Source organism: Variovorax sp. (genome assembly GCF_965279555.1).
GTDB lineage: Bacteria > Pseudomonadota > Gammaproteobacteria > Burkholderiales > Burkholderiaceae_C > Variovorax.
In genome coordinates this window covers 1,979,655-2,006,488 of sequence record NZ_OZ257247.1, presented here as the reverse complement: position 1 = coordinate 2,006,488, position 26,834 = coordinate 1,979,655, and the positions used below count along the sequence as shown (strand labels likewise).

At 67.5% G+C, this 26,834-nt stretch carries 26 protein-coding genes, 2 tRNA genes and 1 riboswitch; of the genes, 23 read left to right on the top strand and 5 right to left on the bottom strand.

The genetic code is table 11. The features are described 5' to 3' along the window. Positions 1-18 precede the first annotated feature (18 nt). Together ACQY8B_RS09720 and ACQY8B_RS09715 are read left to right on the top strand one after the other, a co-directional pair. Positions 19-1,092, top strand: coding sequence for a P1 family peptidase (locus ACQY8B_RS09720; RefSeq protein ID WP_422086504.1), 1,074 nt, complete (start codon positions 19-21; stop codon positions 1,090-1,092). Between the two features lie 19 nt (positions 1,093-1,111). Continuing rightward, a complete protein-coding gene (locus ACQY8B_RS09715; RefSeq protein ID WP_422086503.1) occupies positions 1,112-1,930 on the top strand; it encodes a M55 family metallopeptidase in 819 nt (272 codons plus the stop codon). On the opposite strand, the gene ACQY8B_RS09710 is transcribed toward ACQY8B_RS09715, so the two are convergent. Continuing rightward, positions 1,927-2,493 carry a DUF3237 domain-containing protein gene (locus ACQY8B_RS09710; RefSeq protein ID WP_422086502.1) on the bottom strand — a complete coding sequence of 189 codons (567 nt, stop codon included), beginning with the start codon at positions 2,491-2,493 and terminating at the stop codon, positions 1,927-1,929. The genes ACQY8B_RS09715 and ACQY8B_RS09710 overlap by 4 nt on opposite strands. Before the next feature lie 313 nt (positions 2,494-2,806). Between ACQY8B_RS09710 and ACQY8B_RS09705 the strand changes: the two genes are divergently transcribed. From ACQY8B_RS09705 to ACQY8B_RS09675, 7 genes are all read left to right on the top strand, one after another. Beyond that, positions 2,807-4,612 (top strand): nitrite/sulfite reductase, encoded by a 1,806-nt coding sequence (locus ACQY8B_RS09705; protein ID WP_422086501.1) that lies wholly within the window; start codon positions 2,807-2,809, stop codon positions 4,610-4,612. 55 nt (positions 4,613-4,667) lie between these two features. Then, complete coding sequence (locus ACQY8B_RS09700; RefSeq protein WP_422086500.1) at positions 4,668-5,063, top strand: DUF934 domain-containing protein; 396 nt, start codon at positions 4,668-4,670, stop codon at positions 5,061-5,063. A gap of 20 nt (positions 5,064-5,083) precedes the next feature. Next, on the top strand, positions 5,084-5,716 hold the full coding sequence (locus ACQY8B_RS09695; RefSeq protein ID WP_422086499.1) for a phosphoadenosine phosphosulfate reductase family protein: 633 nt from the start codon (positions 5,084-5,086) through the stop codon (positions 5,714-5,716). Positions 5,717-5,767: 51 nt separating this feature from the next. Then, positions 5,768-6,709, top strand: coding sequence for a sulfate adenylyltransferase subunit CysD (cysD, locus tag ACQY8B_RS09690; RefSeq protein ID WP_422086498.1), 942 nt, complete (start codon positions 5,768-5,770; stop codon positions 6,707-6,709). 116 nt (positions 6,710-6,825) lie between these two features. Continuing rightward, complete coding sequence (locus ACQY8B_RS09685) at positions 6,826-8,166, top strand: sulfate adenylyltransferase subunit 1 (RefSeq protein WP_422086497.1); 1,341 nt, start codon at positions 6,826-6,828, stop codon at positions 8,164-8,166. A 42-nt stretch (positions 8,167-8,208) separates the two neighbouring features. Beyond that, the gene (gene fdxA, locus ACQY8B_RS09680) at positions 8,209-8,538 is read left to right on the top strand and encodes a ferredoxin FdxA (RefSeq protein ID WP_093123335.1); all 330 of its coding nucleotides are present in this window, start codon (positions 8,209-8,211) and stop codon (positions 8,536-8,538) included. Beyond that, complete coding sequence (locus ACQY8B_RS09675) at positions 8,496-9,572, top strand: NAD(P)/FAD-dependent oxidoreductase (protein WP_422086496.1); 1,077 nt, start codon at positions 8,496-8,498, stop codon at positions 9,570-9,572. Before fdxA ends, ACQY8B_RS09675 begins: the two co-directional genes overlap by 43 nt. Here ACQY8B_RS09675 and ACQY8B_RS09670 read toward each other — a convergent pair. Then, a complete protein-coding gene (locus ACQY8B_RS09670; protein WP_422086495.1) occupies positions 9,569-10,873 on the bottom strand; it encodes an aspartate aminotransferase family protein in 1,305 nt (434 codons plus the stop codon). The genes ACQY8B_RS09675 and ACQY8B_RS09670 overlap by 4 nt on opposite strands. A 97-nt stretch (positions 10,874-10,970) precedes the next feature. On the opposite strand from ACQY8B_RS09670, the gene ACQY8B_RS09665 reads away from it, so the two are divergent. Beyond that, positions 10,971-11,708 carry a TetR/AcrR family transcriptional regulator gene (locus ACQY8B_RS09665; protein WP_422086494.1) on the top strand — a complete coding sequence of 246 codons (738 nt, stop codon included), beginning with the start codon at positions 10,971-10,973 and terminating at the stop codon, positions 11,706-11,708. Here the strand turns inward: ACQY8B_RS09665 and ACQY8B_RS09660 are convergent. Next, positions 11,692-13,587, bottom strand: a complete 1,896-nt coding sequence (locus tag ACQY8B_RS09660) for an adenylate/guanylate cyclase domain-containing protein (RefSeq protein ID WP_422086493.1) — start codon at positions 13,585-13,587, stop codon at positions 11,692-11,694. The genes ACQY8B_RS09665 and ACQY8B_RS09660 overlap by 17 nt on opposite strands. A 222-nt stretch (positions 13,588-13,809) precedes the next feature. Next, a riboswitch (TPP riboswitch) is annotated at positions 13,810-13,910 on the top strand. Between the two features lie 76 nt (positions 13,911-13,986). On the opposite strand from ACQY8B_RS09660, the gene ACQY8B_RS09655 reads away from it, so the two are divergent. Then, a complete protein-coding gene (locus tag ACQY8B_RS09655; protein WP_422086492.1) occupies positions 13,987-15,303 on the top strand; it encodes a purine-cytosine permease family protein in 1,317 nt (438 codons plus the stop codon). Here ACQY8B_RS09655 and thiD read toward each other — a convergent pair. After that, positions 15,248-16,096 carry a bifunctional hydroxymethylpyrimidine kinase/phosphomethylpyrimidine kinase gene (thiD, locus tag ACQY8B_RS09650; protein ID WP_422086491.1) on the bottom strand — a complete coding sequence of 283 codons (849 nt, stop codon included), beginning with the start codon at positions 16,094-16,096 and terminating at the stop codon, positions 15,248-15,250. The genes ACQY8B_RS09655 and thiD overlap by 56 nt on opposite strands. Before the next feature lie 44 nt (positions 16,097-16,140). On the opposite strand from thiD, the gene ACQY8B_RS09645 reads away from it, so the two are divergent. From ACQY8B_RS09645 to ACQY8B_RS09610, 8 genes are all read left to right on the top strand, one after another. Further along, positions 16,141-17,232, top strand: coding sequence for an FAD-dependent oxidoreductase (locus ACQY8B_RS09645; protein ID WP_422086490.1), 1,092 nt, complete (start codon positions 16,141-16,143; stop codon positions 17,230-17,232). Further along, a complete protein-coding gene (gene thiS, locus ACQY8B_RS09640; protein WP_422086489.1) occupies positions 17,229-17,426 on the top strand; it encodes a sulfur carrier protein ThiS in 198 nt (65 codons plus the stop codon). Before ACQY8B_RS09645 ends, thiS begins: the two co-directional genes overlap by 4 nt. Before the next feature lie 17 nt (positions 17,427-17,443). Further along, positions 17,444-18,259, top strand: a complete 816-nt coding sequence (locus tag ACQY8B_RS09635; RefSeq protein WP_422086488.1) for a thiazole synthase — start codon at positions 17,444-17,446, stop codon at positions 18,257-18,259. Continuing rightward, positions 18,256-19,197, top strand: a complete 942-nt coding sequence (thiE, locus tag ACQY8B_RS09630; RefSeq protein ID WP_422086487.1) for a thiamine phosphate synthase — start codon at positions 18,256-18,258, stop codon at positions 19,195-19,197. The genes ACQY8B_RS09635 and thiE overlap by 4 nt, the downstream gene beginning before the upstream one ends. 5 nt (positions 19,198-19,202) lie before the next feature. Beyond that, positions 19,203-21,356: a TonB-dependent siderophore receptor gene (locus ACQY8B_RS09625; RefSeq protein ID WP_422086486.1), complete on the top strand. Its 2,154-nt coding sequence runs from the start codon at positions 19,203-19,205 to the stop codon at positions 21,354-21,356. An 83-nt stretch (positions 21,357-21,439) separates the two neighbouring features. Further along, positions 21,440-21,515: transfer RNA gene (locus ACQY8B_RS09620), tRNA-Asn, on the top strand. Positions 21,516-21,667: 152 nt separating this feature from the next. Next, positions 21,668-21,743, top strand: a tRNA-Asn gene (locus ACQY8B_RS09615). A gap of 133 nt (positions 21,744-21,876) precedes the next feature. Next, positions 21,877-22,740 carry an AraC family transcriptional regulator gene (locus ACQY8B_RS09610; protein WP_422086485.1) on the top strand — a complete coding sequence of 288 codons (864 nt, stop codon included), beginning with the start codon at positions 21,877-21,879 and terminating at the stop codon, positions 22,738-22,740. Positions 22,741-22,745: 5 nt separating this feature from the next. Here ACQY8B_RS09610 and ACQY8B_RS09605 read toward each other — a convergent pair whose 3' ends face one another. Continuing rightward, positions 22,746-23,063 (bottom strand): YnfA family protein, encoded by a 318-nt coding sequence (locus tag ACQY8B_RS09605; RefSeq protein WP_081266380.1) that lies wholly within the window; start codon positions 23,061-23,063, stop codon positions 22,746-22,748. 355 nt (positions 23,064-23,418) lie between these two features. On the opposite strand from ACQY8B_RS09605, the gene ACQY8B_RS09600 reads away from it, so the two are divergent. The 4 genes from ACQY8B_RS09600 to ACQY8B_RS09585 all read left to right on the top strand — a co-directional run bounded on the left by ACQY8B_RS09600 (position 23,419) and on the right by ACQY8B_RS09585 (position 26,834). After that, positions 23,419-23,820, top strand: a complete 402-nt coding sequence (locus ACQY8B_RS09600; RefSeq protein WP_422086484.1) for a GreA/GreB family elongation factor — start codon at positions 23,419-23,421, stop codon at positions 23,818-23,820. Positions 23,821-24,126: 306 nt separating this feature from the next. Continuing rightward, positions 24,127-25,026 (top strand): CsgG/HfaB family protein, encoded by a 900-nt coding sequence (locus tag ACQY8B_RS09595; RefSeq protein ID WP_422086483.1) that lies wholly within the window; start codon positions 24,127-24,129, stop codon positions 25,024-25,026. A gap of 147 nt (positions 25,027-25,173) precedes the next feature. Next, complete coding sequence (locus ACQY8B_RS09590) at positions 25,174-26,151, top strand: alkaline phosphatase D family protein (RefSeq protein ID WP_422086482.1); 978 nt, start codon at positions 25,174-25,176, stop codon at positions 26,149-26,151. After that, positions 26,148-26,834 carry a response regulator transcription factor gene (locus ACQY8B_RS09585; protein ID WP_422086481.1) on the top strand — a complete coding sequence of 229 codons (687 nt, stop codon included), beginning with the start codon at positions 26,148-26,150 and terminating at the stop codon, positions 26,832-26,834. Before ACQY8B_RS09590 ends, ACQY8B_RS09585 begins: the two co-directional genes overlap by 4 nt.

Sequence of the window (26,834 nt, the reverse complement as noted above, 5' to 3'; positions counted from 1 at the left end):
ATTTCTCCGATGCCTTCCATGTCCTCCCCGATGCAGCCCACCGCCCCGCCGTTCATCGGCACCCTGCTCCAGGGCGAGCGCAACACCATCGCGGACGTGGCCGGCGTCACCGTCGGCCACAGCACCCTGGACGACGGCGGCATCCAGACCGGCGTGACGGTGATCCGCCCGCACCAGGGCGACCCGTTCCGCGACAAGGTGCCGGCCGCCGCCGTGGTGCTCAACGGTTTCGGCAAGAGCGTGGGGCTGGTGCAGTTGGCGGAGCTGGGCGTGCTGGAGACGCCGATCGCGCTGACCAACACCTTCTCGGTCGGCACTGTGGCCACGGCACAGATCCGCCAGTGCGCGGCAGCCAACCCCGAGACCGGGCGCTCGCTGCCCACGGTCAACCCGCTGGTGTTCGAGTGCAACGACGGCTTCCTCAACGACATCCAGCGGCTGGCGGTGAGCGAGGCCGACTACCTGCGCGCGCACGACAGCGCCGCAGCCGACTTCGCACAGGGCTCGGTCGGCGCGGGGCGCGGCATGTCGAGCTTCCAGCTCAAGGGCGGCATCGGCAGCGCGTCGCGCCGGGTGTCGGCGCGCGGCCGCGGGCTGCACACGGTGGGCACGCTGGTGCTGGCCAACTACGGACGCCAGCCGCAACTGCTGCTGGCGGGCCATGCAATCGGCGACCGGCTGGCGCAGCTGCAGGCCGTGCGCGGCGTACCGGCATCGACGGAGCCCGAGAAGGGCTCGATCATCATCGTCGTCGCGACCGACGCGCCGCTCGACGCGCGCCAACTGGGCCGGCTGGCACTGCGCGCGGGCGCCGGACTGGCCCGCACCGGCTCGGTCTACGGCCACGGCAGCGGCGACATCGTGCTGGCCTTTTCCACCGCCTACACCGTGCCCGGCAGCGTCGAACGCCCGATGCCCGCCGTGGCGATGCTGCACGACGGGCTGCTCGACGGCCTGTTCCAGGCCGCCGCCGACAGCACGGAACAGGCGATCATTCATGCCCTGTGGCACGCCACGGCCGTGACCGGACGCGACGGCAACCACCGCGCCTCGCTCCGAGACCTGCTGCCGGCCCTTTCTCTTTCTTCCTGATTCCGATCACATTGCGCCCATGAAAGTCCTGATCTCCACCGACATCGAAGGCGTCGCAGGCGTCTACCACCCCGAGCAGACGCGCCAGGGCAACCCCGAGTACGAACGCGCACGCCTGCTGATGGCGCAGGAGGCCAACGCCGCCATCGCCGGCGCCTTCGACGCGGGCGCCACCGAGGTGCTGGTGAACGACTCGCACGGCGGTTTCCGCAACATGCCACCCGATGTGCTGGATCCGCGCGCCCGCGTGGTGCAAGGCAAGCCACGCTACCTGAGCATGGTGGCCGGCGTGGACGAAGGCGTGGACGCGGTCTGCATGGTGGGCTACCACTCGCGCGCACATGGGCGCGGCATCCTCGCGCACACGATCAACGGCTTTGCATTCGGCGGCATCTGGTTCGGCGAGCAGGAGTTGGGCGAAGCCGGCGTCTACGGCGCGCTGGCCGGCGAATACGGCGCGCCTGTGGTGATGGGCAGCGGCGACGACGTGTTCATCGCCGAGAACCGCCCCCTGTTTCCACACGCGACCTTCGTGCAGACCAAGCGGGCCACGGGCAACAACAGTGGCGTGTCGCTGTCGCCCGAGCAGTCGCGCCGAGCGATTCGCGCAGGGGTGGAAGAAGCGTTGGCTGCGCGCGCGAACGCACAGCCGCTGGTGTTCAAGGGGCCGCAACAGGTCACGCTTCGCTGCCAGACGCCCGCGCTGGCCGACCTGTTCTGCCAGTGGCCGAGCTTCGAGCGCGTCGACGGCGTGACGCTGCGCTTCACCGCGCCTACGGTGGAGGCAGCAGTGCGCATGCTGAACTGCTGCTCGGCGATGTCGACGATGCTGCGCTAGACAACCTTGTAGACGCGGATCACCACGGCCTCGCGCTGCGGCCGCAGCGCATCGAGCGTGCCCACGTAGACGAAGTCGTTGAGCCAGCCGTATCTGCCCTCGGGCGCAACGATCTGCAGCGTGGAGAACACATAGCGCGGCGCATTCTTCGGGCTGCGCGACAACACGGTGTTGCGCACCGAGATCACCACGCCGTCGTCGGTCTTCAGCTCGTACACGGCATCTAGGTTCTTCGCGCCGTCGCGGCGCAGCAGCTGGCGGTCGGCACCTCCCGCCAGTACCGTGCCGCGCAGGCCCGGGCCCTCGAACGAACCACCCGTGATCGGCACCATGAAGCGCTCGCCGAAAGGCGAGGCGCCCAGCGTCATCGGCGCGGCGATGTCGACGATGGCTTCATAGACGAATTCCGTGCGCGGCAGCACGACGGGAATGCGCTCGCTGGTCGGGGTGGCGATGGCCGATGGCGGCGCGCCGGCCGCCCTCGCATCGGCAAGCGTGGCCACGGCGGTGATTCCGGCAATCAGCGCGCCGCGGCGCGAGGTCGAAGAAGGCTGGGAGCTCATTGCGTCCTGCGTCGATTTGATTATTCGGGATAATCATTTCAACGCCGTACAGCGGCCGCCGCGTCAGCATTTACCCTTGCTGTTTCATTCACCGGCAGTCGGCATGGCGACGACCAGTAGGCGCTTTCGCTTTATCCGGAATAAGCATCAAACCGCCTGGAAACCCGCATGGATACTGGCGAATAAGCTTATCCGCATAAGGCGCGAACCAAAAAATAGTTTGTTTCCATAAGCCGCGCTTCCAGAATCTCGGCTTCTTGCTGGGGCGCCCCGTTGTACGTGCGGCACCGCACTTCTTCAAGACACACGCACGATGTACCAATACACAGAATTCGATCGCCAGTTCGTTCATCAACGAGCCGCCCAGTTCCGAGACCAGCTCGAGCGCTGGCAGAAGGGCCGCCTCCACGAAGACGAGTTCCGCCCGCTGCGGCTGCAAAACGGCTGGTACGTCCAGCGCTACGCGCCCATGCTGCGCGTGGCCGTGCCCTACGGCGAGCTCTCCAGCCGCCAGATCCGCGTGCTGGCCCGCATCGCCCGCGAGTACGACGAGCCCGAAGCCGAGGTCTACCGCAAGGCCATCGAAACGCAAGGCCTGCTCGGCAGCCAGAAGCTGCCCACCCATTACGCCCACTTCTCGACGCGCCAGAACGTCCAGTTCAACTGGATTCCGCTGGCCAAGTCTGCCGACGTGATGGACCTGCTGGCTTCGGTCGACATGCACGGCATCCAGACCAGCGGCAACTGCATCCGCAACATCACGAGCGACGAGCGCGCCGGCATCGCCGTCGACGAGATCGCCGACCCGCGCCCCTACGCCGAAATCATGCGCCAGTGGAGCACGCTGCACCCCGAGTTCGCGTTCCTGCCGCGCAAGTTCAAGATCGCCATCACCGGCGCCACCGAAGACCGCGCCGCCACCGGCTGGCATGACGTGGGCCTGCACATCGTGAAGCATGAAGCCGGCGATGCATCACAAAACATCGCCCCTGGCGATGTGGGCTTCCGCGTGCAGGTGGGCGGCGGCATGGGCCGCACGCCCATCGTGGGCACGGTGCTGCGCGAGTTCCTGCCGTGGCAGCAGATCATGAATTACCTCGAAGCGGTGATCCGGGTCTACAACCGCTACGGCCGCCGCGACAACATCTACAAGGCGCGCATCAAGATCCTGGTGAAGGCCGAAGGCCAGCGCTACATCGACGACGTGGACGCCGAGTACAAGCAGATCCTCGAGCACGACGGCGCGCCGCACACCATCACTCAGGCCGAGTTCGACCGCGTGGCCGCCTCCTTCGTGCCACCGACGCTGGCCACCCGCGTGCTTCAGAGCGCCGAGAAGACCGACGCCGAACTGCGCGCCCACGCCGCCGACGACGTGCAGTTCGCCCGCTGGCTCGCCCGCAACGTGGCGCCGCACAAGAACCCCGCGCTGCGCGCCGTCACGCTGTCGTTCAAGCGCCTGAAGCAGGCGCCCGGCGACGCATCGGCCGACCAGCTCGACACCCTCGCCGAGCTGGCCGACCGCTTCTCGGCCGGCGAAGCCCGCGTGACGCACGACCAGAACGTGGTGCTGCCCTGGGTGCATGCCGAAGACCTGCACGCGCTGTGGCTCGCCGCCCGCGCCGCCGGCCTCGCCAGCGCCAACGTGCACCTGCTGACAGACATGATCGCCTGCCCCGGCGGCGACTTCTGCGCGCTGGCCAATGCGCGCTCCATCCCCATCGCCGAAGCCATCACCGAGCGCTATCAAGACCTCGACGAGCTCGACGACCTGGGCGAGATCGACCTGCACATCAGCGGCTGCATCAACTCCTGCGGCCACCACCACAGCGGCCACATCGGCATCCTGGGCGTCGACAAGGACGGCAAGGAGTGGTACCAGGTCACGCTCGGCGGCTCCGACGGCTCCGCGCTCAGCGGCGCGCCGCAGGCCGGCAAGGTGGTCGGCCCCTCGTTCTCGGCGGCCGAAGTGCCGGGCGTGATCGAGGCCGTGCTCACCACCTACCGCGACACCCGTGAGAACGGAGAGAACTTCATCGACACCCTGCGCCGCGTGGGCCCGGACCCGTTCAAGGCCGCCGCCAACGGTGCGCGTTTCAAGGTGGAGGAAGCGGCATGAGCCGCCGGGCCGCTCCCAAGGCGAATACCGTAGCGCATCGCGCGGAGGTTTCCTAATGAAAAAAACCCTGAACATCCTCTCGGCCGAAGAACACATCGACGACGGCGACCCGAAGGTCCTGCAACTGGCCAACGACGCCGACCCGCTCGCCATCGAGGTGTGCCTGGCGGACATCGAACGCATCGACCTGCACTTTCCCAAGTTCACCGACGGCCGCGCCTACAGCCAGGCTTTCCTGCTGCGCCGCCGCCTGGGCTTCACGGGCGACATCCGCGCCACGGGCGACGTGCTGATCGACCAGCTGGTGCAGATGGAACGCACCGGCTTCTCCAGCGCCGTGCTCAAGGAAGGCGTGGACGCTTCCGACGCACAACGCCAGTTCGACCGCTTCAACGCCTTCTACCAGGGCGATGCGGTGCAGACCGCCCCGCACTTCGCGGCCGGCGCCTGAGCACGCAGGAAAACTTCGACATGAGCATTGCCACGGACATCGATTTCGCACGCATCAACACCGAACTCGGCCGCAACGCCGAGGGCCTGGTGGACTGGGCGCTAGGCCTGGGCCAGAGCGCCATCGTCACCACCAATTTCCGTCCCTTCGAGGCCGTGATCCTGCACATGGTGACGCGCGTGAAGCGCGATGTTCCCGTAGTGTGGATGGACAACGGCTACAACACCGAAGCCACCTACCGCTTTGCCGACGAAGTGACGAAGCAGCTGGGCCTGGACCTGCACATCTACCTGCCGCGCCGCTCGCGTGCGCATCGCGAAGCCGTGGAAGGCCCGACACCGGCGCTGGACGATCCGCGCCACGCCGCCTTCACCGAAGAAGTGAAGCTGGAGCCCTTTGCCCGCGCGCTGCGCGAGACGGCGCCCAAGGCCTGGTTCACCGCGCTGCGGGCCACCGACACGGCCGTGCGCGCGCAGATGGACCCGGTCAGCGTGAACCCCGACGGCCTCATCAAGGTGGCTCCGCTGCTGCACTGGTCGTCCAAGGATCTTCACGAGTACTGCGTGAAACACGGATTGCCCAACAACTTCGACTACGTGGACCCGACCAAGGGCGAAGACAACCGCGAGTGCGGCCTGCATCTCGCGCACTGAGCGAGCGCCAACGCCCTACCGATTCCCAGCATTCAGCAAGCACCCCATCCGATGAACGCCCGTACCGAAACCGATCTGCTGCTGCCGCCGGCACACCTGTCCAACAAGCACCTCGATGCGCTGGAGGAAGAAACCATCTTCATCCTGCGCGAAGTGGCGGCCGCCTTCGAGCGCCCCACCCTGCTGTTCTCGGGCGGCAAGGATTCGCTGGTGCTGCTGAAGTGCGCGGAAAAGGCCTTCGGCGTGGGCCGCATCCCCTATCCGCTGCTGATGATCGACACCGGCCACAACTTCCCTGAAGTGACGGCCTATCGCGACCAGCGCGCCAGGGAACTGGGCGCCGAGCTGATCGTGCGCAGCGTCGAAGACTCCATGAAGCGCGGCACCGTGCGCCTGGCCCATCCGGGCGAGTCGCGCAACGCGCACCAGTCGGTGACGCTGCTCGAAGCCATCGAGGAATTCCGATTCGACGCGCTGATCGGCGGCGCCCGCCGCGACGAGGAAAAGGCGCGCGCCAAGGAGCGCATCTTTTCGCACCGCGACAGCTTCGGCCAGTGGCAGCCCAAGGACCAGCGCCCCGAACTGTGGACGCTGTTCAACACCCGCCTGGCCCCGGGCGAACACTTCCGCGTGTTCCCGATCTCGAACTGGACCGAACTCGACGTGTGGCAGTACATCGCCCGCGAGGAAGTCGGACTGCCTTCGATCTACTACACGCACAAGCGCGAAGTGGTGGAACGCCGCGGCCTGCTGGTGCCCGTGACCGAACTGACACCGCCGCGCGACGGCGAAACGGTGCAGGTGCGCGACGTGCGCTTTCGCACCGTGGGCGACATCACCACCACCTGCCCGGTGGAAAGCCTGGCGGCCGATGCCGACGACGTGGTGCTCGAGACCCTGTCGGTGGACGTCAGCGAACGCGGCGCCACCCGGATGGACGACATGACGTCCGAGGCTTCGATGGAAAAACGAAAGAAAGACGGGTACTTCTGACCCACCCCCAAGGCTTCGCGCACTTCGTGTCGCTACGCCCAGCCCCTCGAAGGGGGCAACACCAGCGGCCCGGCAGACCCGGTTCCGCGGTGTTCCACGAATTGGAGAATCACTCAATGAACGCTGCTGCCATTTCAAACGCCTCGCCCGCCGAAGTCCACGGCGACACCGGCACCGCCCTGCGCTTCATCACCTGCGGCTCGGTCGACGACGGCAAGAGCACGCTGATCGGCCGCCTGCTGGTCGACAGCAAGACCGTGCTGCAAGACCAGCTGGCCGGCGTGCAGCGCGGCGGCGAAACCGACCTCGCCCTGCTGACCGACGGCCTCTCGGCCGAGCGCGAACAGGGCATCACGATCGACGTGGCCTACCGCTACTTCTCGACCGCCAAGCGCAAGTTCATCATTGGCGACGCGCCGGGCCATGAGCAGTACACGCGCAACATGGTCACCGCCGCCTCGGCTGCCGACGCCGCCGTGGTGCTGGTCGACGCCACCAAGCTGGCCTGGGCCGCCGAAGTGGAAGACGGCACCGTGGTCAAGCGCGAGCTGCTGCCGCAGACGCGCCGCCACACGCTGCTGTGCCATCTGCTGCGCGTGCAGTCGATCGTGTTCGCGGTGAACAAGCTCGACGCCATTGCCGATGCCGGCCTAGCGTTCGAACGCATCTCGACCGCACTCAACGCCTTCGCCGAAGCGGCCGGCGTGCAGGTGGCCGCCATCGTGCCGATCTCGGCGCTCAAGGGCTGGAACGTGGCCACGCGCCATGCCGACTGGGTCGGCTACGAAGGCCCCAGCCTGCTCGAGCTGCTCGAAGAGCTGCCCGTGACCGCGCAGGACGAGGCCGTGCCCTTCGCCTTCCCGGTGCAGTGGGTCGAGAAGTTCTCGGCCTCCGCCGACACCTCGCAAGGCCGCCGCGTTTTCTGGGGCCGTGTCGCCTCGGGCCATGTGGAGCCAGGCCAGCGCGTGACCGTGCTGCCGAGCAACCAGACCGCCACCGTGGCGCAGGTGCTGAGCCACACGCGCCAGCCGAAGTCGGTGCACGCCGGCCACAGCGCCGGCATCGTGCTCGACCGCGAGGTCGACGTGTCGCGCGGCGACTGGCTGCTGGCGCCCGGCGCCTTCGAGCCGGTGCGCGAGATCACCGCCACCGTGGCCTGGCTCGACGACGAGCCGCTGGTCGCGGGCCGCGTGTACTGGGCGCTGCAAGGCCACCGCTGGGTCAAGGCCAAGGTGGCGCGCATCGTCGACCGGGTGAACATCACCACGCTCGAATCGGAGCCTGCAACGCAGCTGGAAGCCAACTCCATCGGTGACGTGGTGCTCGCGCTGCAGCAGCCGCTGGCAGTGCTGCCGTTCACGCAATCGCGTGCGCTGGGCTCGCTGGTGCTGGTCGATACGGCCTCCCACAAGACCGCTGCCGCCGTGCTCGTGCAGCCCGCCGCCGCAAAGGCCTAAAATCTAGGGTTTTTCCCGACCACTTCTGACGCAAAAAGACAAATGACCCACGTCGTCTCCGAAGCCTGCATCCGTTGCAAATACACCGACTGCGTGGACGTTTGCCCCGTCGACTGCTTCCGCGAAGGTCCCAACATGCTGGTGATCGACCCGGACGAATGCATCGACTGCGCGGTCTGCATTCCCGAGTGCCCGGTCAACGCCATCTACGCCGAGGAAGACCTGCCGGCCAACCAGATCGCCTTCATCAAGATCAACGCCGAGCTGGCCCTGGCCGACGGCTGGAAGAGCATCACCAAGCGCAAGCCCGCGCTGCCTGATGCCGAAGAATGGAAAGACAAGACGGACAAGGTCGGGGAGCTGATCCGCTGAACCAGCCGGCCGCCATCGCCGCGCCCATCGAGACCGACGCCCTGATCGTCGGTGCCGGCCCCGTGGGGCTGTTCCAGGCCTTCCAGCTGGGCCTGCTCGAAATCTCCTGCCACATCGTCGACGCACTGCCCGCCGCGGGCGGCCAGTGCGTGGCGCTGTATGGCGACAAGCCGATCTACGACATTCCCGGCACGCCAGTGACCAGCGGGCGCGACCTGGCAAAGTCGCTGTTGCAGCAGGTGGCGCCGTTCAAGCCGCAGTTCCACTTCGGTGAGCAGGTAGCCACGCTGGCCCGGCAACCGGACGACCGGCTGCTGTTGACCACCTCGGCCGGCAAGGCTTTCCTGGCGAAGACCGTGTTCATCGCGGCGGGCGTCGGGGCCTTCGTGCCAAAGCGCATTGCGCTGGAAGGCATCGAGCGCTTCGAGGGCACGTCTCTTTTCTATCACCCCGATTCGCTGGACCGCTTCGCGGGGCAGACCGTGGTGGTCAACGGCGGCGACGGCGTTGCGCTGGAAACCGCCATCGCGCTGACTGGCACGGCCTCGCATGTCACGCTGGTCCATCGCCGCGACGGTTTCCAGGCCGACGAGGCCACGGTCGCGGCCATGCGCCGGCTCGTGGCGCAGGGCAAGCTGGCCTTCAAGGTCGGCCAACCCGGCGCCTTCGACGGCAAGCAGCTCCAGATCGTCACGCCCGACGCCACCACGCTCGACCTGCCGCTCGACGCACTGATCGCCTGCCTGGGCATTTCCCCGCGCCTCGGCCCCATCGCCGACTGGGGGCTGGAACTGGAGCGCAAGCAGGTGCCGGTCGACACCGAGAAATACGAAACCCGCGAACGCGGCGTGTTCGCTGTGGGCGACATCAACACCTACCCGGGCAAGAAGAAGCTCATCGTCTGCGGCTTCCACGAGGCCACGCTGGCCGCCTGGGGTGCAACCTCCATCGTGTTTCCGGGCAAGGCGGTGCCGCTGCAGTACACGACCACCAGCACGCGGCTGCACGATCTGCTGGGCGTGAGCAAGGCCTAATCCGCGCGGGGCAGCAGCGCCCTGTACTCGCCGATGAAGCTGCCGATGGCGGCCACGTAGCGGTCGATGTCCCCATCCGTCAGCGGCAGCGACAGCACGACGAAGCCGCGCGGCGAGGTGTAGATGCCCTCGTTCAGCAGGTGGAAGAACAGCAGTTGCCGCAGCCGCCCGTCGACCGCCGCCAGGTCGTCGGTACTGCGCACCTCACCCTGCACGAAATGCGCGTTCATCAGCGAGCCGATGCCGGTGAACTGCATGGCGACGCCCTCCTTCGCGCACAGCGCGTCGAGCCGCGCCCGCATCGCCTCGCCCCTGTCGGCCAGCGCGCCGGCCGCCTCGGGCGTGAACAGCTTAGTGAGCCCGGCATGGCCTGCCGCCATCGTCATCACGTTGTTGTTGAAGGTGCCCGAATGGGCCAGCGGGCCGGTGCGCGGGTCGAACAGTGCCATCACGTCGGCGCGCCCGCCGAAGGCGCCAAAAGACATGCCGCCGCCGATGTACTTGCCCAGCGTGGTCAGGTCCGAACGGATGCCGAGCTTGTTCGCCAGCCCGTGCGGCGCCAGCCGCGAGGTCATGACTTCGTCGAAGACCAGCAGCGCGCCCACCTGCGTGGCCGATTCGCGCAAGGCCTGCAGGAAGTCGGGTTGCCCCGGAATGCAGCCGCTCGCGCCCTGCATCGGCTCGACCAATACCGCGGCGATCTCGGGGCCGTGCTGCTCAATCTGCGCGCGGGCGGTGTGGGCGTCGTTGTAGGGCAGCACGAGAAAGTCGAACGGCACGGTGGTCGGCAAAGGCCTGGCGCCGAAGCCCAGCACCCCGCCGTGGTAGCCGCCCGAGAAAACGACGATCTTGCGGCGCCCGGTGAAGTGCAGGGCCGCCGTGAGCGCCATCAGGTTGGCCTCGGTGCCCGAGTTGGTGAAGCGCAGTTGCTCGATCTGCGGAAAGCGCTCGCAGATCAGCCGGGCCAGCCGGCCTTCGAGCAGGTTGTGCCCCGTGAGGTTGATGCCGCCTTGCATCGCCTCGATGACGGCCTCGCGGATTTCCGGCGCGGAGTGGCCGTATACGCCGGCCGTGTACTCGGCGATGAAGTCTGAATAGCGGTGGCCGTCTGCGTCCCACAGCGCGGCGCCCTCGCCCCTTGCGATGGTCAGGGGGAACGGCGCGTAGAACAGCACGGAGCGGCTGTTGGCGCCGGGCATGTAGCGCGCCTGTGTTTCGAACTGGCGCTGGCTGGCCGGGTTGGCGTCGGTGAAGCGCTGGTACGCATCGGCAAGGGCCTGGTCGATGGCGGCATGGGTCATGGCGGATGTCCTTGGTTTGCAGACAGGGATTAATTGATCAGTGAACAATTAAAATTGTTTATACGATCAATTGAGCTGCCGCACAATGGCATCGACCATGAAGACGACCCCGCCACCCAAGCCCCGCTCCGTCGGCCGCCCCGCCGGCGGCGGCGAGCTGACGAAGCAGCGCATCGCCGAAGTCGCGCTGGCACTGATCGACGAGTTCGGCCTCGGCGCGTTCAGCATGCGCGAGGTGGCGGCGCGGCTCGGCGTGTATCCGGCCACGGTGCACTGGCACGTCAGCACGCGCGAAGCCCTGCTGGCCGAAGTGGCGGCTGTCGTCATGGCCAGCGTTGCGCCGCCTGCGGGCAAGCTCGAATGGCAGGCATGGATCGCGGCACTGTTCCGCCGCTGCCGCGACGCCGTGCGGCGCCACCCGAACGTGGCGCAACTGCTGGGCGCGCAACTGGTGTCCAACGGCAGCCTGCCGACGGAGCTGGTCGAAGGCGTCCTGGCCGCGTTGACCGAGGCGGGCTTCGAGGGCGAACCTCTGCTGGAGGCCTACAACTGCGTGATCGCGGCGATGCTGGGTTTCCTGACGATGGAGTTCTCACCCCTGCCCGCCGACAACACCCAGGCCTGGGCCGAGGAACTGCGCGAACGCGTGCACACCATCCGCCCGCTCGACCACCCGGTGCTTACGCGCAACCTGCCATTGCTGGCCAACAAGGCCTTCATCGTGCGCTGGGACAACGGCACCACGGTGCCGCTGGACAGCAGCTTCGAGCGCCACATCCAGATGACCATCGACGGGCTCGAAGCCTTCGCGCGCAGGGTCAGGCCGGCGGCGTAGTCTCGAGCAGCTCGTACAGCACCATGCGCGTCTGCCGGCCGCGCAGTTCCGCCAGTTCCTCGATGCGGCGCGTGGGCAGGCGCCCGCCCAGCCCGTCGAAGGTCTCCTGCGATATCAGCGTGCGCGTGCCCAGCTCCTTGTTGGCGGCCTCGATACGGCTCGCCGCGTTGATCGTGTCGCCGATTGCGGTGTACGACAGTCGGTTGCTGGAGCCGAGCACGCCGGCGATCACGGGGCCGGTGTGAATGCCGACGCGCGTGCGAAACTCGTGCAGGCCTTCCGCGCGCCACTTGTCGTTGAGCGCTTTCATCCGGCCATGCAGTTCCAGCGCCGCCAGGCAGGCGCGGTACTCCGCATCTTCCAGGTCGGCCGGCGCACCCCACAGCACCATGATGCCGTCGCCCATGAATTTGTCGACCACGCCGCCATGCCGCGCGAAGATGCCGGACGCGAGGTTGAAGTACTCGGTCAGCTGCCTCACGAGCACGTCGGCCTGCATCGATTCCGAGATGCTGGTGAAGCCCTCCACGTCGGTGAACATCACGGTGACTCGGCGCGGCGAGCCGCCGGGCGTGAGCGCGTGCCCCTTGGCCACGAGTTGCTGCAGGATGTCCACCGGCACGAACTTCCTGAAGGCCTGCAGGCTGCGCGCCGACTCGTCCAGCGCCTGGTTGAGGTGCTGGACCTCCAGCACCCGGCTCGGCTCCAGCGGCAGGTTGTCCAGCTCCAGCCGCCCGATGCGGCGCGCGACGCGCGAGAGGTTTTCGATGGGCCCGGTCACCAGCTTCGACAGCCGCAGCGAAATGAACAGCGCCAGCCCGAGGAAGCTGAGCGTCAAAAGCAATGACCACAACACCGAGCGCTGCAGGCCGCCGAGCAGCATCTCCTCGGGCTCCCAGCTGACGAGCTGCCACCGCGTGTGCGGCATGTGCGAGGTCTGCACGAGGTAGTTGCGCCCTTCATGCTCGAGTGAGAAAGCCAGGTCGTCGGCACCGCCCGCCGTGCTGGCCGCGAGCATGTGCGCATGAATGGCGCCGAGCACGCCGGTGTCGGGCGATTCGAGCTGGCGCACCGGGTCGGGATGGTCGCTGCGCGCGATCACGTGGTGGTCGGAACTCAGCAAGGCGCTCTCGCCGTTGCCCAGCGCGCCGAAGATACGCACGAGCCTCGACAGATGCCCCAGCGACACATTGGCGTCGACCACGAGCCCGCGCCTTCGGCCTTCTTCGTCGACGCGGCTGGAGGGGCGTGCGTGGCCGATGGCGAGTTCCTGCGCGTCGCTCATCAGGAAGGGCTCGGTCCACACCGGGCCTTTCGCTTTCACCGCCTCCCGGTACCAGGTGCGCTTCTCGGGGTCGAAGTCGCTGCGGTAAGAGGAGATGGAGGTCGTCGCGAAACGCTGCCTGGCGTCGCCGCCTTCGAGGTCCGGCGAGCTCTTGTATTGCCAGGTCTCGGTGCTGAAGTCCGGGCCGCGCAGCACCTGGCGGATGGCCGGAACCGGGTAGCGAACGGCCATCAGCACATGGCCGTCGTCGGTGGCCACGTTGATGCTGTCGAGCTCGGGGTTCTGCTCCAGCATGGTCCAGAGCATCTCGGCTGTCTGCTCGCCGTCCTCGCCGGTCGCATGCACGCTGGGCGAATCGGCGATGGCGCGGATGACGCCCTCGGTCTTGGCGAGGAAGGCCAGCACGTTGTCCTCGACCCGGTCGTGGTTGGTCTTGTGCGCGGTCGTGCCCACCTTGGACACCAGCTTCTCCGCCGCCCAGTAGCCGAAGGCCACCAGCAACAGCGACTGCACCAGCGCGACGGCACAGATGATGGTGCCTACGTCGACCCTGAAACGCCGCAGGCGAGCGCCCTTGAAATCCTCATCGGCCATGCGAATCCCTCTCCCTTTCTTTGTTCTTCCTGCCTGCTTATCGGCACACGCGCCCTTTTCTTCTGTTTTCTTCTGTTCTCTTCTGCTTTTTCTTCAGGGCGCGGGGATTCTCGCGCAGCAAGGGGGCGGCCCGAGGGTTTCCCCCTGCCAGCAAAGGCACGCCTGCCGTTGCGGCTTCCCGGCAGCGGATAAACTGCTGCCCGCGCCGTGGGTTCCCCGCGGCGCAATTGCTAGGGGTGCTGGGCGGCTTGCCGTTCGGCTGAGAAAGTCCCTTTGAACCTGATTGAGGTAATCCTCGCGCAGGGAAGCTGGTCCGGTGGCCGCTCACGTTGTCTCGCGTGACGACCGTGTCGCTCGGGCCCCGCCCACCTGCCAAACCTTTTGCACTGGAGCAAACGGATGGCACACGACAACAACAACGAAGCGCTGACACCGCTGCCCATGTCGCAGCGCGTCTTCGGCTGGCACGACCACGCCGCGCTGTGGTTCAGCCTGGGAGTCGGCCTGCTGGTGATGCAGATCGGCGCCTACCTGGTGCCCGCGGTGGGCACGCGGGACGCGGCCATCGCCATCGTGCTGGGTTCCTGCATAGGCGCGGGCCTGCTGGCCTGGACCGCGCGGCTCGGCTGCGAAAGCGGCCTTGCCAGCGCCGGCCTGATGCACGCCACCTACGGCAGCGCCTTCGCGCGACTGCCGGTGCTGCTGAACATCGTGCAACTGATGGGCTGGACCACTTTCGAGCTGGTCGTCATGCGCGAGGGCACGCAGGCCATAGGCCAGGCGGCGTTCGGGCCGTCCATCGGCTCGGCATGGGGCGGCGTGCTGACGACGCTGCTCTGGGGCGCTGTGCTGTTGGCCCTGCTCGCGGGCTCGATGGTCAAGCTGGTGCGGCGCTTCGTCAGCCGCTTCGGGCTGCCGCTGGTGGTGTTGTCGCTGCTGTGGCTCAGCTGGCAGTTCGCGACGCGGCTGCATGCCAAGGGACTCGACGCCTTCTGGGCGCGACCGGGCGACGGCAGCATGGGCATGTTCGGCGCGCTGGACCTGGTGATCGCGATGCCGGTGTCATGGCTGCCGCTGGTGGCCGACTACGCACGTCACGGCAAGCGCGGCACCCGGGGCCTGGGGAGCGCCTTCAGCGGCACCTGGCTCGGCTATGCGCTGGCCAACATCTGGTGCTATGCGCTCGGCGTGATGGTGGTGAGCGTGGCCGAGCCGGGCACCGAGCTGGTCACGGCGCTGCTGCTCGCGCAAGGCGGCCTGCTGGCGCTGGGCCTGATCCTGATCGACGAACTCGACAACGCCTACGGCGACCTCTACTCGGGTTCGGTGTCCACGCACAGCCTGCTGCCGCGCTGGAGCGTGAAGCGCTGGGGCCTGCTGCTGGCCGCGCTGTGCATCGGCTTTGCACTGGTGCTGCCGATGCACACGCTGGAGCCCTTCCTGCTGCTGTTGAGCTCGGTGTTCGTGCCGCTCTACGGCGTGATCATCGGGCGGCTTGGCAGCGGGCAGTCCGTGTCGGCCGGCGGTGCGCGGAAGATCGATTTCGGCGCGGCGCTGATCTGGATCGCGGGCATTGCCGCGTATCACGCGCTGGCCAAGTGGGCGCCGCAGTTCGGCTCAGCGCTGCCGACGCTGGCCGCGACCTTCGCGCTCGCGTGGCTCAGCCGGCCTTCAGCGCAAAGCGGTGCGTCGGCACTGGCGCAAAGCCGTGGTTGAGAGGACCATGACCCGCGCCGATCTTCACATCCGCCCCGGCGGCCATCGCGCCAAGGATGTACGCACGCGCCCGCTCGACAGCCTCCGGCAGCGCCGCGCCCAACGCCAGGTGCGCGGCGATGGCGGACGACAGCGTGCAGCCGGTGCCGTGCAGGTTGGGGCTGTCGATGCGCTTCGAAGCCAGCCGCGTGCGCTCGCCGCCGGACCGCAGCAGCACGTCGACCACGTCGTCGCCCGGCAGATGGCCGCCCTTGAGCAGCACGGCCTTCGCGCCGAGCGCCAGCAGTTCGTCGGCAGCGCTGTCGAGCGCATCGATACCGTCGATGGGGTGGCCGATGAGCAACGCGGCTTCGTCGAGGTTGGGCGTGACCACCAGCGCGCGCGGGAACAGTTCGCGCACCAGCACCTGCACCGTCTCGGCCGCGATCAGTCGGTCGCCGCTGGTCGCGACCATCACGGGGTCGAGCACCACGTTCCTGAGCTGGTAGCGGTCGATGGCCCAGGCCACCACCTCCACCACCTCGGGCGCGTGCAGCATGCCGAGCTTGACGGCATCGACGCCGATGTCTTCCACCACGGCCTGTATCTGCGCCTTGAGAAAGTCGGGCGGAACACCGTGAATGCCCGAGACGCCGAGCGTGTTCTGCGCGGTGAGCGCGGTGATGGCGGTCATGCCATAGCAGCCGAGCGCCGCGAAGGTCTTGAGGTCGGCCTGGATGCCGGCGCCGCCGCCGCTGTCGGAACCGGCAATGGAGAGCACGCGTGCGTAGCGCTGGGTGGGTGCTTGGGTCATGCCGAAAATTATCGGCGGTATCGAAGGTCGGAAGGAGCGAGACCATGAGCCTTCCTTTTCAATCCGCCGCCATCCTTGGCGCGGGCCTGATGGGCCGGCTGATGGCCGTCACGCTCGCGCAGGCGGGCTGCAAGGTCGGCCTGTTCGAAGCGGGCGGCCCCGATGCAGAAGGCGCTGCCGCACGCGTGGCCGCCGCCATGCTCGCGCCGTTGGCCGAATCGGCGGTAGCGCCGGTGTCGGTCGTGCGCATGGGGCAGCACGCGCTGTCGCGCTGGCCCGCGCTGCTGGCGACGCTGGCGCAGCCCGTGTTCTTCCAGCGCGAAGGCACGCTGGTTCTCTGGCACCGGCAGGACGCCGCAGAAGCCGCACGCCTGGCGCGCGTGCTCGCCAGCACCGGCACGCAGGTGCCTGAGCTTGCGCCGATGCAAACACTCGACGGCAAGGCGATCACCGCACTTGAGCCCTCGCTCGGCCAGCGGTTCGCGCAGGGCCTGTTCCTGCCGGGCGAAGGCCAGCTCGACAACCGCGCGCTGCTCGCGTCCCTGCTTGCCACGCTGCAAGCCAGCCCCGGCGTGACGCTGCACTGGCATTCGGCGCGCGCACCTTCGGACTTCACGCCCGGCACAGCGGGCCAGCCCGACCGGGTGATCGACTGCCGGGGCCTGGGTGCCCGGCCCCAAAGGAATGCGCTGCGCGGCGTGCGCGGAGAAGTCATTCGGGTGCACGCCCCCGAAGTGACGCTGCAGCGGCCCACGCGCCTGGTGCATCCGCGCTACCCGCTCTACATCGCGCCCAAGCCGGGCAACCTGTTCGTGATCGGCGCGACCGAGATCGAATCGGACGACATGTCGCCCGCCAGCGTGCGCTCCACGCTGGAACTGCTGAGCGCCGCGTATGCGGTGCACAGCGGCTTTGCCGAGGCGCGCATCGTCGAAATCGCCACGCAGTGCCGGCCCACGCTGCCCGACAACCTGCCCGCCATCGAGCAGCCGCAGCCGCGTGTGCTGCGCATCAACGGGCTCTACCGCCACGGTTTCATGATCGCGCCCGCGCTGCTCGACGCCGCGATGGAACTGCTTGCGCACGGCCGCTCGACGCTTGCGGAAAGCTTCGGCATGGAGACCTCACACGCATGAACATCCTGATCAACGACAAGCCCTTCACCCTGCCCGACCATGCCACGCTGACCGATGCGCTGGCCGCGCTGGACGCCACGCCGCCGTTCGCAGTGGCGGTGAACCGCGAGTTCGTGCCGCGCTCCGCATACGCCGCGCGCGCGCTGCAGCTCGACGACCGCATCGAAGTGATCCGCCCCGTGACGGGCGGCTGAATGATGGAGACGACAAGATGAACACCACCCACGACGACCCGCTGGTTCTCTACGGCGAAACCTTCCAGAGCCGCCTGCTGCTGGGCACCGCGCGCTACCCCTCGCCCGACCTGCTCGAAGCCGCGGTGAAGCGCGCCCGGCCCGCGATGCTCACAGCCTCGCTGCGCCGGCAGACCGCCAGCCAGGGCTCGGGCAACAGCGACCTCGGCAACGGCTTCTGGGAACTGCTGCGCCGCCTCGGGGTGCCGGTGCTGCCCAATACTGCCGGCTGCCACAGCGTGCAAGAGGTGGTCGCCACCGCGCAGATGGCGCGCGAGCTGTTCGACACGCCCTGGATCAAGCTCGAACTGATCGGCGACGACTACACGCTGCAGCCCGACACCCTGAATCTCGTCGACGCGGCCTCGCAGCTGATTCGCGACGGCTTCAAGGTGCTGCCCTATTGCACCGAAGACCTGGTGCTGTGCCAGCGGCTGGTCGACGTGGGCTGCCAGGCCGTGATGCCGTGGGCCGCGCCCATCGGCACCGGCCGCGGACCGGTCAACCCCTATGCGCTGCAGGTGCTGCGCGACCGGCTGAAGGTGCCGATGCTGGTCGACGCGGGCCTCGGCCTGCCTTCGCATGCCTGCCAGGTGATGGAATGGGGCTACGACGGCGTGCTGCTCAACACGGCCGTTGCACTGGCGCAAGACCCGGTGGCCATGGCCGGCGCATTTGCCGACGCGGTGCAGGCCGGCCGCACCGCACATCGCGCCGGCGCAATGGCCGCGCAAGACGCGGCGCAACCCAGTACGCCGGTGCTCGGCACGCCCTTCTGGCATCACGCACCATGACAGCAGCAATCAACGACGCCCGCGCCATCGCGCAAGCCATCGTCGCGGCCCACGGCTTGCGCTTCGGCGCCATCACCGCCGCGCCCGTGAGCGCGCCGGTTTTCTCGTCGGACGACCCGGTGTACCGCGGCGCCAAGCAGGCTTGCTCGGCACTGGGCTTCATCGAGATCGACGCCGAATGCCTCGCCCACGCCTGGCGCGCACAGACACTGCGCCTGAGCAACTTCGACGCCGCGCTGTGGCCCGATGCACCCGCCGACTTCGGCATGCGCCCGTTCCCGCCGGCCGCGCGCGACGATGCCTTTCCACCCTGCCCCGAACGCCTCGGCCTCTACGCCGTGCTGCCCGATGCGCAATGGGTCGGGCGCATGGCGCGCGCCGGCGTACCGACTGTGCAGCTGCGCTTCAAGTCGGACGACGCGGCGGCCATAGAGCGCGAAGTGCAGGCAGCCGTCGAAGCAGTGCGCGGCACCGATGCGCTGCTCTTCATCAACGACCATTGGCAGGTCGCCATCGCGGCGGGCGCCTACGGCATCCATCTGGGCCAGGAAGACCTCGACGCACTCTCGCCCGATCAGCTGGCGCAGCTGCGTGCTTCGGGCGCGCGGCTCGGCGTCAGCACGCACGGTTATGCCGAGATGGTGCGCGCCGACAAGGTGAGCCCGAGCTACATCGCGATGGGCGCCGTCTACCCGACCACGCTCAAGAAGATGGCGACCGCGCCGCAAGGCGTGGCTCGCCTCGCCGCCTATGCACGATTGCTGCGCGGCTATCCGCAAGTGGGCATCGGCGGCATCGACGCGGTGCGCCTGCCCGAAGTGCTGGCCACGGGCGTCGGCTCCGTCGCCGTGGTGCGCGCCCTGGTCGCGGCCGAAGACCCCGAGGCCACGGCCAGGCAATGGATGGCGGCGATGAACAGCAACGCCGTCGGCAACTGAACAGAATGAACCAACCCAAGCCCCCTCTTTCTTCTTCCGCATGGCAGCTTTCGCCCGTCTCGCGTGCGCTGGCGGTCGTTCTCGTCACCGCTGCTTGCGGCGCTCAGGCGCAGCAGGCCGCATTGCGCGAAGTCACCGTCAACGAAAGCACTGCCGCGCCGCAAGCCGACATCAGCGGCTTCGGCGACGTGCCGCTGCGCGAACTGCCGCTCTCGGCCACGGTGATCGACAGCCAGCAGTTGCGAGCCAGCGGCGCGCGCCGGCTCGCGGACCTCACGCAGTTCGACGCCTCTGTCACCGACGCCTACAACTCCGCCGGCTACTGGGACTACCTGACGGTGCGCGGCTTCGTGCTCGACAACCGCTTCAACTACCGGCGCGAAGGCCTGCCGATCAGCGCCGAGACGTCGATCCCGCTCGACAACAAGGAGCGCGTCGAGATCCTGCGCGGCACCAGCGGCATCCAGGCCGGCACCAGTGCACCAGGCGGGCTGGTCAACTACGTCGTCAAGCGGCCTACCGAGCAGGACCTGCGCACGGTGCGCATCGAGACCACCAGCCGCGGCAGCCTGCTGGGCGCCATCGACCTGGGCGGGCGCTTGGGCGAGAACCGCGAGTTCGGCTACCGCATCAACGTGGCGAGCGAAAACCTCAAGCCGATCACGCACGACCTCGACGGCAACCGCAACCTGTTCTCGCTCGCGGCCGACTGGCGCATCACGCGCGACTCGGTGCTGGAATTCGAGATCGAGCAAAGCCGCAAGACGCAGCCGAGCCAGGCCGGCTACAGCCTGCTCGGCAGCGTGCTGCCCAGGCCGGTCGATCCGCGCATCAACCTCAACAACCAGCCGTGGTCGCAGCCGTCGGTGTTCAAGGCGCTGACGGGCACGGTGCGCTTCAGCCAGGCAATCAACAACGACTGGCGCTGGAGCGCGCAGATCGGCCAGCAGCGCCTGAAGAGCGACGACCGACTGGCCTACGCCTTCGGCTGCAGCGCCGAGGGCAACTACGACCGCTACTGCTCCGATGGCACCTTCGACGTCTACGACTTCCGCAGCGACAACGAGCGCCGCACGCAGACCGCCGGCAGCCTGAGCCTCAAGGGCAACGTGACGACGGGCAGCGTGAAGCACGAGCTGGGCTTCGGCCTGCTGCAAAGCCGCGTGCGCAACCGCTTCCAGGACCAGGCCTACAACTACGCGGGCACCGGCAACATCTGGGGCACGGCCATGGTGCCGGCCAACCCCGACGCCACCACGCCGCAGACCAACCGCGACGAACGCTCGACCGAGCTGTCGGTGCAGGACGCCATCCGCTGGAACGACCGCTTCACCACCTGGCTCGGCGTGCGCCACACGCGGCTCGACCGCAGCAGCATCGGCAACGACGGCTCGAACCCCACCGGCTACAAGCAGGACGTGACCACGCCCTGGATCGCCGCGAGCTACGCCATTCAGCCGGGCTTGCTGGCTTATGCGAGCTGGGGCAAGGGCGTGGAATCGCAGGTCGTGCCGAACAGGATCTCGCAGTACATCAACGCGGGGCAGGCCCTGCCCGCGCTGACCTCGCGCCAGTGGGAACTGGGCCTGAAGGGCGGCAACGATGCGTTCAACTGGCAAGTCGCGTGGTTCGACATCTCGCGGCCGACGACCAACCTCGACCTGTGCAGCGGCTACTGCGAAGTGCGCAACGACGGGCGCGCAGTGCATCGCGGGCTGGAGGCCGGCGCGCAATGGAACCAGGGGCCGTGGCGCCTCGGCGGCAGCATCGCGGTGATCGACGCCAAGCGGCGCGGCAGCACCGAGAACCCGGCGCTCAACGGACAGTCGCCGACGAACGTGCCCAAGGAAGTGCTGCGTGCACAGGCCGCGTATCGCGTCGCGTCGGTGCCGGGGCTGGAGATCGCAGGCCAGCTTTCGTACGAAGGCCGGCGCAACGTGCTTCCCGATGGATCGATCACCCTGCCCTCGTGGACGCGGGTCGATGCGGTGCTGCGCTACGACACCAGGCTGCGTGGCGTGAACACAAGCTGGACGCTCGCTGTCGACAACCTGTTCGACCGTCGCTACTGGAAGGAGTCGCCGTACCAGTTCAGCCACGTGTATCTGTTTCCCGGTGCGCCGCGCACGCTGCGTCTTGGCGTAAGCATCGCGTTGTGAGTGTGGTGAGCCTCACAAATTTATCGATGAAGATATGCGCGGTTGAGAAGGCACAAAAAATCACGCTATAATCTAAGGCTTGTTCCTCGATAGCTCAGTTGGTAGAGCGCCGGACTGTTAATCCGTAGGTCCCTGGTTCGAGCCCAGGTCGAGGAGCCAAAACAAGCCGCAAGGCAACTGGATGCCCTGCTACTCATAAAGTAGCGGGGCATTTTCATTTGGGCCTTGTTGGCGTCGATGCATCGACCATAAAAAAATCAGGCTGTCACAGTCAAAATCGGCAAATCCATTGCATATAATTTAAGGCTTGTTCCTCGATAGCTCAGTTGGTAGAGCGCCGGACTGTTAATCCGTAGGTCCCTGGTTCGAGCCCAGGTCGAGGAGCCAAATCAAGCCGCAAGGCCTCTGAGAAGCCCGCTGTTTTCACGAACAGCGGGCTTTTTCTTTGGCGGCGTGCAAGCTCGCGACTTCAGCAAAGCCAGCTAAGTACGCAGCCCGCAAAGGGCGCACACTGACGCGCATGGAAAGCCGTCGAACCGAGCAGGACTACCGGGCCCGCGTGGCACGCGCGGTCACGGCCATCGTCGCGGACCCGATGGCCGATCACCGGCTCGAAGACCTCGCGCGGCTCGCGCACTTCTCACCCTTTCATTTCCATCGCGTCTACGCCAGCGTGGCCGGCGAGACCGTGGCCGCCACGGTCCGCCGTGTGCGGCTCGCGCTCGCGACGCAACTGCTCGAAGCCGGCGACCAGAGCATCACGCAGGTTGCGCTAGCGGTGGGCTACGAGAGCCCACAGGCCTTCACGCGCGCCTTCGGGCAGTTCACCGGCCAGTCGCCGCGCGAGTTCCAGCGGCAGATGGTCCGCGCGGTGCTCGATGTCGACGCAATGCCGCAGGCCGGCAACGACAGGGGCGCGCCACCCGCCGTGCGGATCGTCGAACGCCCCGCGCAGCGGCTGCATGCGCTGCGGCACCAGGGATCGTTCGCGACCATTCCCCACACACATCGGCGGCTGCGCCTTCAGGCAGGCACACGGGTGCTGTCAGAGCACTGGGGCGCGTCCTTCAGCGCCCCCGAGGACATCGACGGCTTCAGGTATTACGCAGCCTTTGCGTCTCCCGACCCTTGGCCGGAGGATGACTCAGGCGTCGAGTTGCTCGACATCCCGGGCGGCTGCTACGCCGTGCATCGCCTGGCCGGCCCTTATGCGCGCATCAATGCCGCCGTGCAATCGCTCTACGCGCGATGGCTGCCGGGCAGCGGCTACGAGCCCGACGACCGGCCCACGCTGGAGCACTACCTGAATTCGCCGCGCACGGTGCAGCAAGCCGAGTTGCGCACCGATCTGCTGATTCCGATTCGCCAAACGAACTCGTCGTAGGCGGCCTACCTCGGCTGGAACGCGATGAGCCCCATGCCTGCGAGACACACCGCGACACCGGCGATATCCCACGCACTCGGCCGGATGCCGTCGACCGCCCACAGCCACGCGATGGCCACGCCGATGTACACGCCGCCGTAGGCCGCGTATACGCGGCCCGCCGCCGTTTCATGCAAGGTGAGCAGCCATGCGAAGGCCGCGAGACTGATCGCCGCAGGCACCAGCAGCCATGCCGAGCGGTCTTGCTTGAGCCACAGATAAGGCAGATAGCAGCCGATGATTTCCGCGAGAGCCGTCGCGACGAACAGAAGAAAAGTGCGCATCGCGCGATTGTGCATAGCAGCCATGTCCACCCTTAACGGCAAGGCACGTGAGGCCATTCGCTTGATGGCGGCCACCCTCGCACCTACACTCGGTCGATGGCCCCCTCGTCCATGTCCCGCAACCGCACTGCGCGCGCAGCCCTGCCCCAGGCAGCGGCTGGCCGTGGCGCAGGCGTCGTCGTTGCGGCGATCACGACGGTCTTGCGACGCACCTCCGCACTTTCCTGAGCCCGGCGGTCCGCTACCTTCTTTCTTGATGCGCGAACCATTGACCGCCGGGCACCACGCCGCGCGGTAGCGACTTCGCCTGCTCTTCCACGGCAATGGGCGGTGTCGCATTCAACTGGAGTGCTTCATGCCTGCAACCATTCACGGAGAGCGCACGCTCACCGAACTCGACTTCGTCCGCCTCGGCAAACTGGCTGGAGGCGCCATCCCGCCGGCGTTGTCCGACTTGCTCGACACGGCAGAAATCCTGCCCTCACGTGACGTGCCCGCGGACATCGTCACGATGAACTCCCAGGTCGAAATCGAAGACCCGGCCACCCGCCAGACGCAGAAGATCACCCTCTGCTACCCCGGCGACGCACAGCCCGGCACGGGCTGCGTATCGGTGCTGTCGCCCGTCGGCATCGGGCTACTCGGCCAGCGTGCCGGCGCGCTCGCACGCTGGCACATGCCCAACGGTGCGGAAGGCGCTGCGCGCGTGGTGTCTGTGCTGTTCCAGCCTGAAGCAAACGGCAACTATCTGGCCTGATGCGCCCGCGCAGACCAATTGGTCAAAACTATCGCCAGGCCGTCTGTTTTAAAACGTTTACCGAGTAATAATCGCCCCCGCTTTGCCAGCCGCAGCCCTCTTCTTCCGGCGCTGCGGCGGGAAGCAACGCGCACGCATACACATGACTTTTGGCACTGGTGTGCCTACCGGTCGGCCCGTATCGTCGCGCGGTCGCTGGCGCGACGAGCAGGGAGGTCACAACAGGCCATGCGGTCCCCATCTTCGATTGAGACAGGTGGCGCCTCCCCGGGCGCGCTGCTTTGTTTTCACTTGACAGATCGGGACATGGCTTTTTCCAAACTTTCTCTCGCAAGCGCACTCGCCGGCCTGCTGGCCCTTTCGGGTTGCCAGACCATGGACATGCAAATGGGCAGCCAGTCGGCCAAGACCGTGGCCACCGGCAGCGCCGCGGGCGGCGCGACATCCGGCGAAAGCAGCCAGCTCGAGCGCTGCGACTCCCCGCTGGGCACGGTCTCGCTGATCGAGAACCAGAGCGCGGGCTGGTACACGGTGCTCACGGGCGAATACAAGCTGCCGCCCACCGCCAACCTGCTGCGCCTGCTGGTGCAGCAATCGAACTGCTTCATCGTGGTCGAGCGCGGCGCGGCCGGCATGAACGCAATGACGCGTGAACGCGCGCTGCAGCAGTCGGGCGAAATGCGCGGCGGCAGCAACTTCGGCCGCGGCCAGATGGTCGCTTCCGACTACGGCCTGTCGCCTGAAATCGTGTTCAGCAACAGCGACGCGGGCGGCCTGGGCGGTGCGCTCGGCGGCCTGGTGGGCGGTGGCCGTGGCCGCGCCATTGCGCAGCTCGGCGCAAGCATGCAGACCAAGGAAGCCAGCGCGCTGCTGACCCTCATCGACAACCGCTCCGGCGTGCAGGTCGCGGCCGCGGAAGGCAGCGCCTCCAAGACCGACTTCGGCGGCTTCGGCAACCTGAGCGGCCTTTCTGCCGCCGGCGGCATCGGCGGCTACACGCGCACGCCCCAAGGCAAGGTGATTGCCGCAGCGTTCATGGACGCCTTCAACCAGATGGTTCGCTCGCTGCGCAACTACAAGGCGCAGACGGTGCGCGGCCAGGGCCTCGGCGGTGGTGGCCGCCTGGGGGTGGACGGCGGCGCGGCACCGTCGCAGACCTATGTGCCCGCCGAGAAGCCGGCGTCCACGCGACGCCGCAGCAAGTAACGGGTCAGGCGCGCGCGGTTTCAGGCACCGCACAACCAGCCGGCAAAAGCCGCGTCGCGCCTCCCCCGTATATAGGATGTGCAGGGGCACCCCCGCCCCATACCCTCGGCGTGATTCGAAAACAGCCTCCGAGGGTTTCTCTTCACCATGCGCATCGCCTTCACGTCCTGCATGAGCGCGTACAGCTTCCCCGACCAGCCGGTGTGGGACCAGATTGCACAGGCTCAATGCGACGAACTGGTGCTTCTGGGCGATTCGGCCTACTACGATGCGGACGGCCAGAGCACCGCCGCCATCCAGGCAATGGACGCCAACACCTTCGCCCTGCATGCGCATCGGCGCCTCTACAAGCAGGTCAGCCACCCCGGTTTCTCCGCGCTCGTGAAGAGCCCCACGCTGCGCACGCACGCCATCTGGGACGACCACGACTTTCTCTGGAACGGCTCATGCGGCGCGCAGATCGAGGGACAGCCGCAGTACAGCCACCTGCTGGCGCCGACGCGTGCGGTGTTCGCGCGCTATCGCAAGGCACTGGCCGCCCGGTTCGCGCCCGGCAGCTTTCCCCAGGTGCCGCCGCCATGGGCCGCCGACGTGCCGCCGCCCGGCTACAGCAACGTGCCGCTTGCCAATGACGTGCTGCTCCACCTCACCGACGGCCGCAGCTTCAAGTCGTCGCGTGGCCGCAAGGCGCTGATGGGCAGCAAGCAACTCGACGACTTCGAGGCGGCCTGCGCGAGCGCATCGTCCGATACGGTTCACCTGCTGGCCTCGGGCGTGGTGTTCGAGGCCAACAGCGGCGAAACCTGGCTCGGCTGCGCCGCGGAACACGAACGCCTGCTGGCGCTGGCCGACAAGTACCGCATCCTCATCCTGAGCGGCGACGTCCACCACAACAAGATCACCCAGTACCCTACCGAACGCGGACGGCTGCTGTTCGAGGCCACCGCATCAGGCGCGGCGATATGCACATTGGTCACGCTGGGCGCATTGCAATGCAACTGGGGCCTGCTGGACATCGATGCCGACCGCATCACCGTGCAGGTCTTCCAGAAAGACCCGGCCACCCTGCCGCAAACCATCGACCGCAAGACCTGGCGCTGGGTGACGCAGCAGGCTGGCGCATGACGCAGGCAACGCAGGTTGCCCTGGTCGAGGACGACACCGGCATGCGCGAGCGCATCGCGCGTGTCGTCGACGCTGACCCGTCGCTGAGCCTGGCCTTCAGTGCTTCCAATGCAGCCGACATCCTCGCGTGGCTGAACGACAACCCCATCGACGTGCTGCTGGTGGACCTCGGCCTGCCAGACCACCCCGGGCTGCAAGTGATCAGCCAGTGCCGCTCCATGCAGCCGGCCTGTGCGGTGATGGTGTTGTCGATCTTCGGCGACGAGGCCAACATGGTGCAGGCCTTCGAGGCCGGCGCCAGCGGCTATCTGCTGAAGGACGGCACCGAGACGGAACTGGCCACCCACATCCGCCACCTGCGCGCGGGCGGCTCGCCCATGTCTCCGGTGATCGCGCGGCAGTTGCTGCGACGCTGGCAGGCCCGCGCCGGCACCGCGGCCCCGGCCAAGCTGGCCGCCCCCTCGCCCTTCGGTGGCAGCATCCGCCCTGAGCGCCTGTCGCCGCGCGAGTTCGAGGTGCTCGACCTCGTCTCTCGTGGTTTCACCTATGTCGAAGTCGGCACGCAGATGGGAGTCTCGGCGTCGACGGTCCAAACCCATATCCGCAATATCTACGGCAAGCTGGATGTGCACAACAAATCGGAAGCGGTATTCGAGGCGCGCAACCTCGGCTGGCTTCCCTAG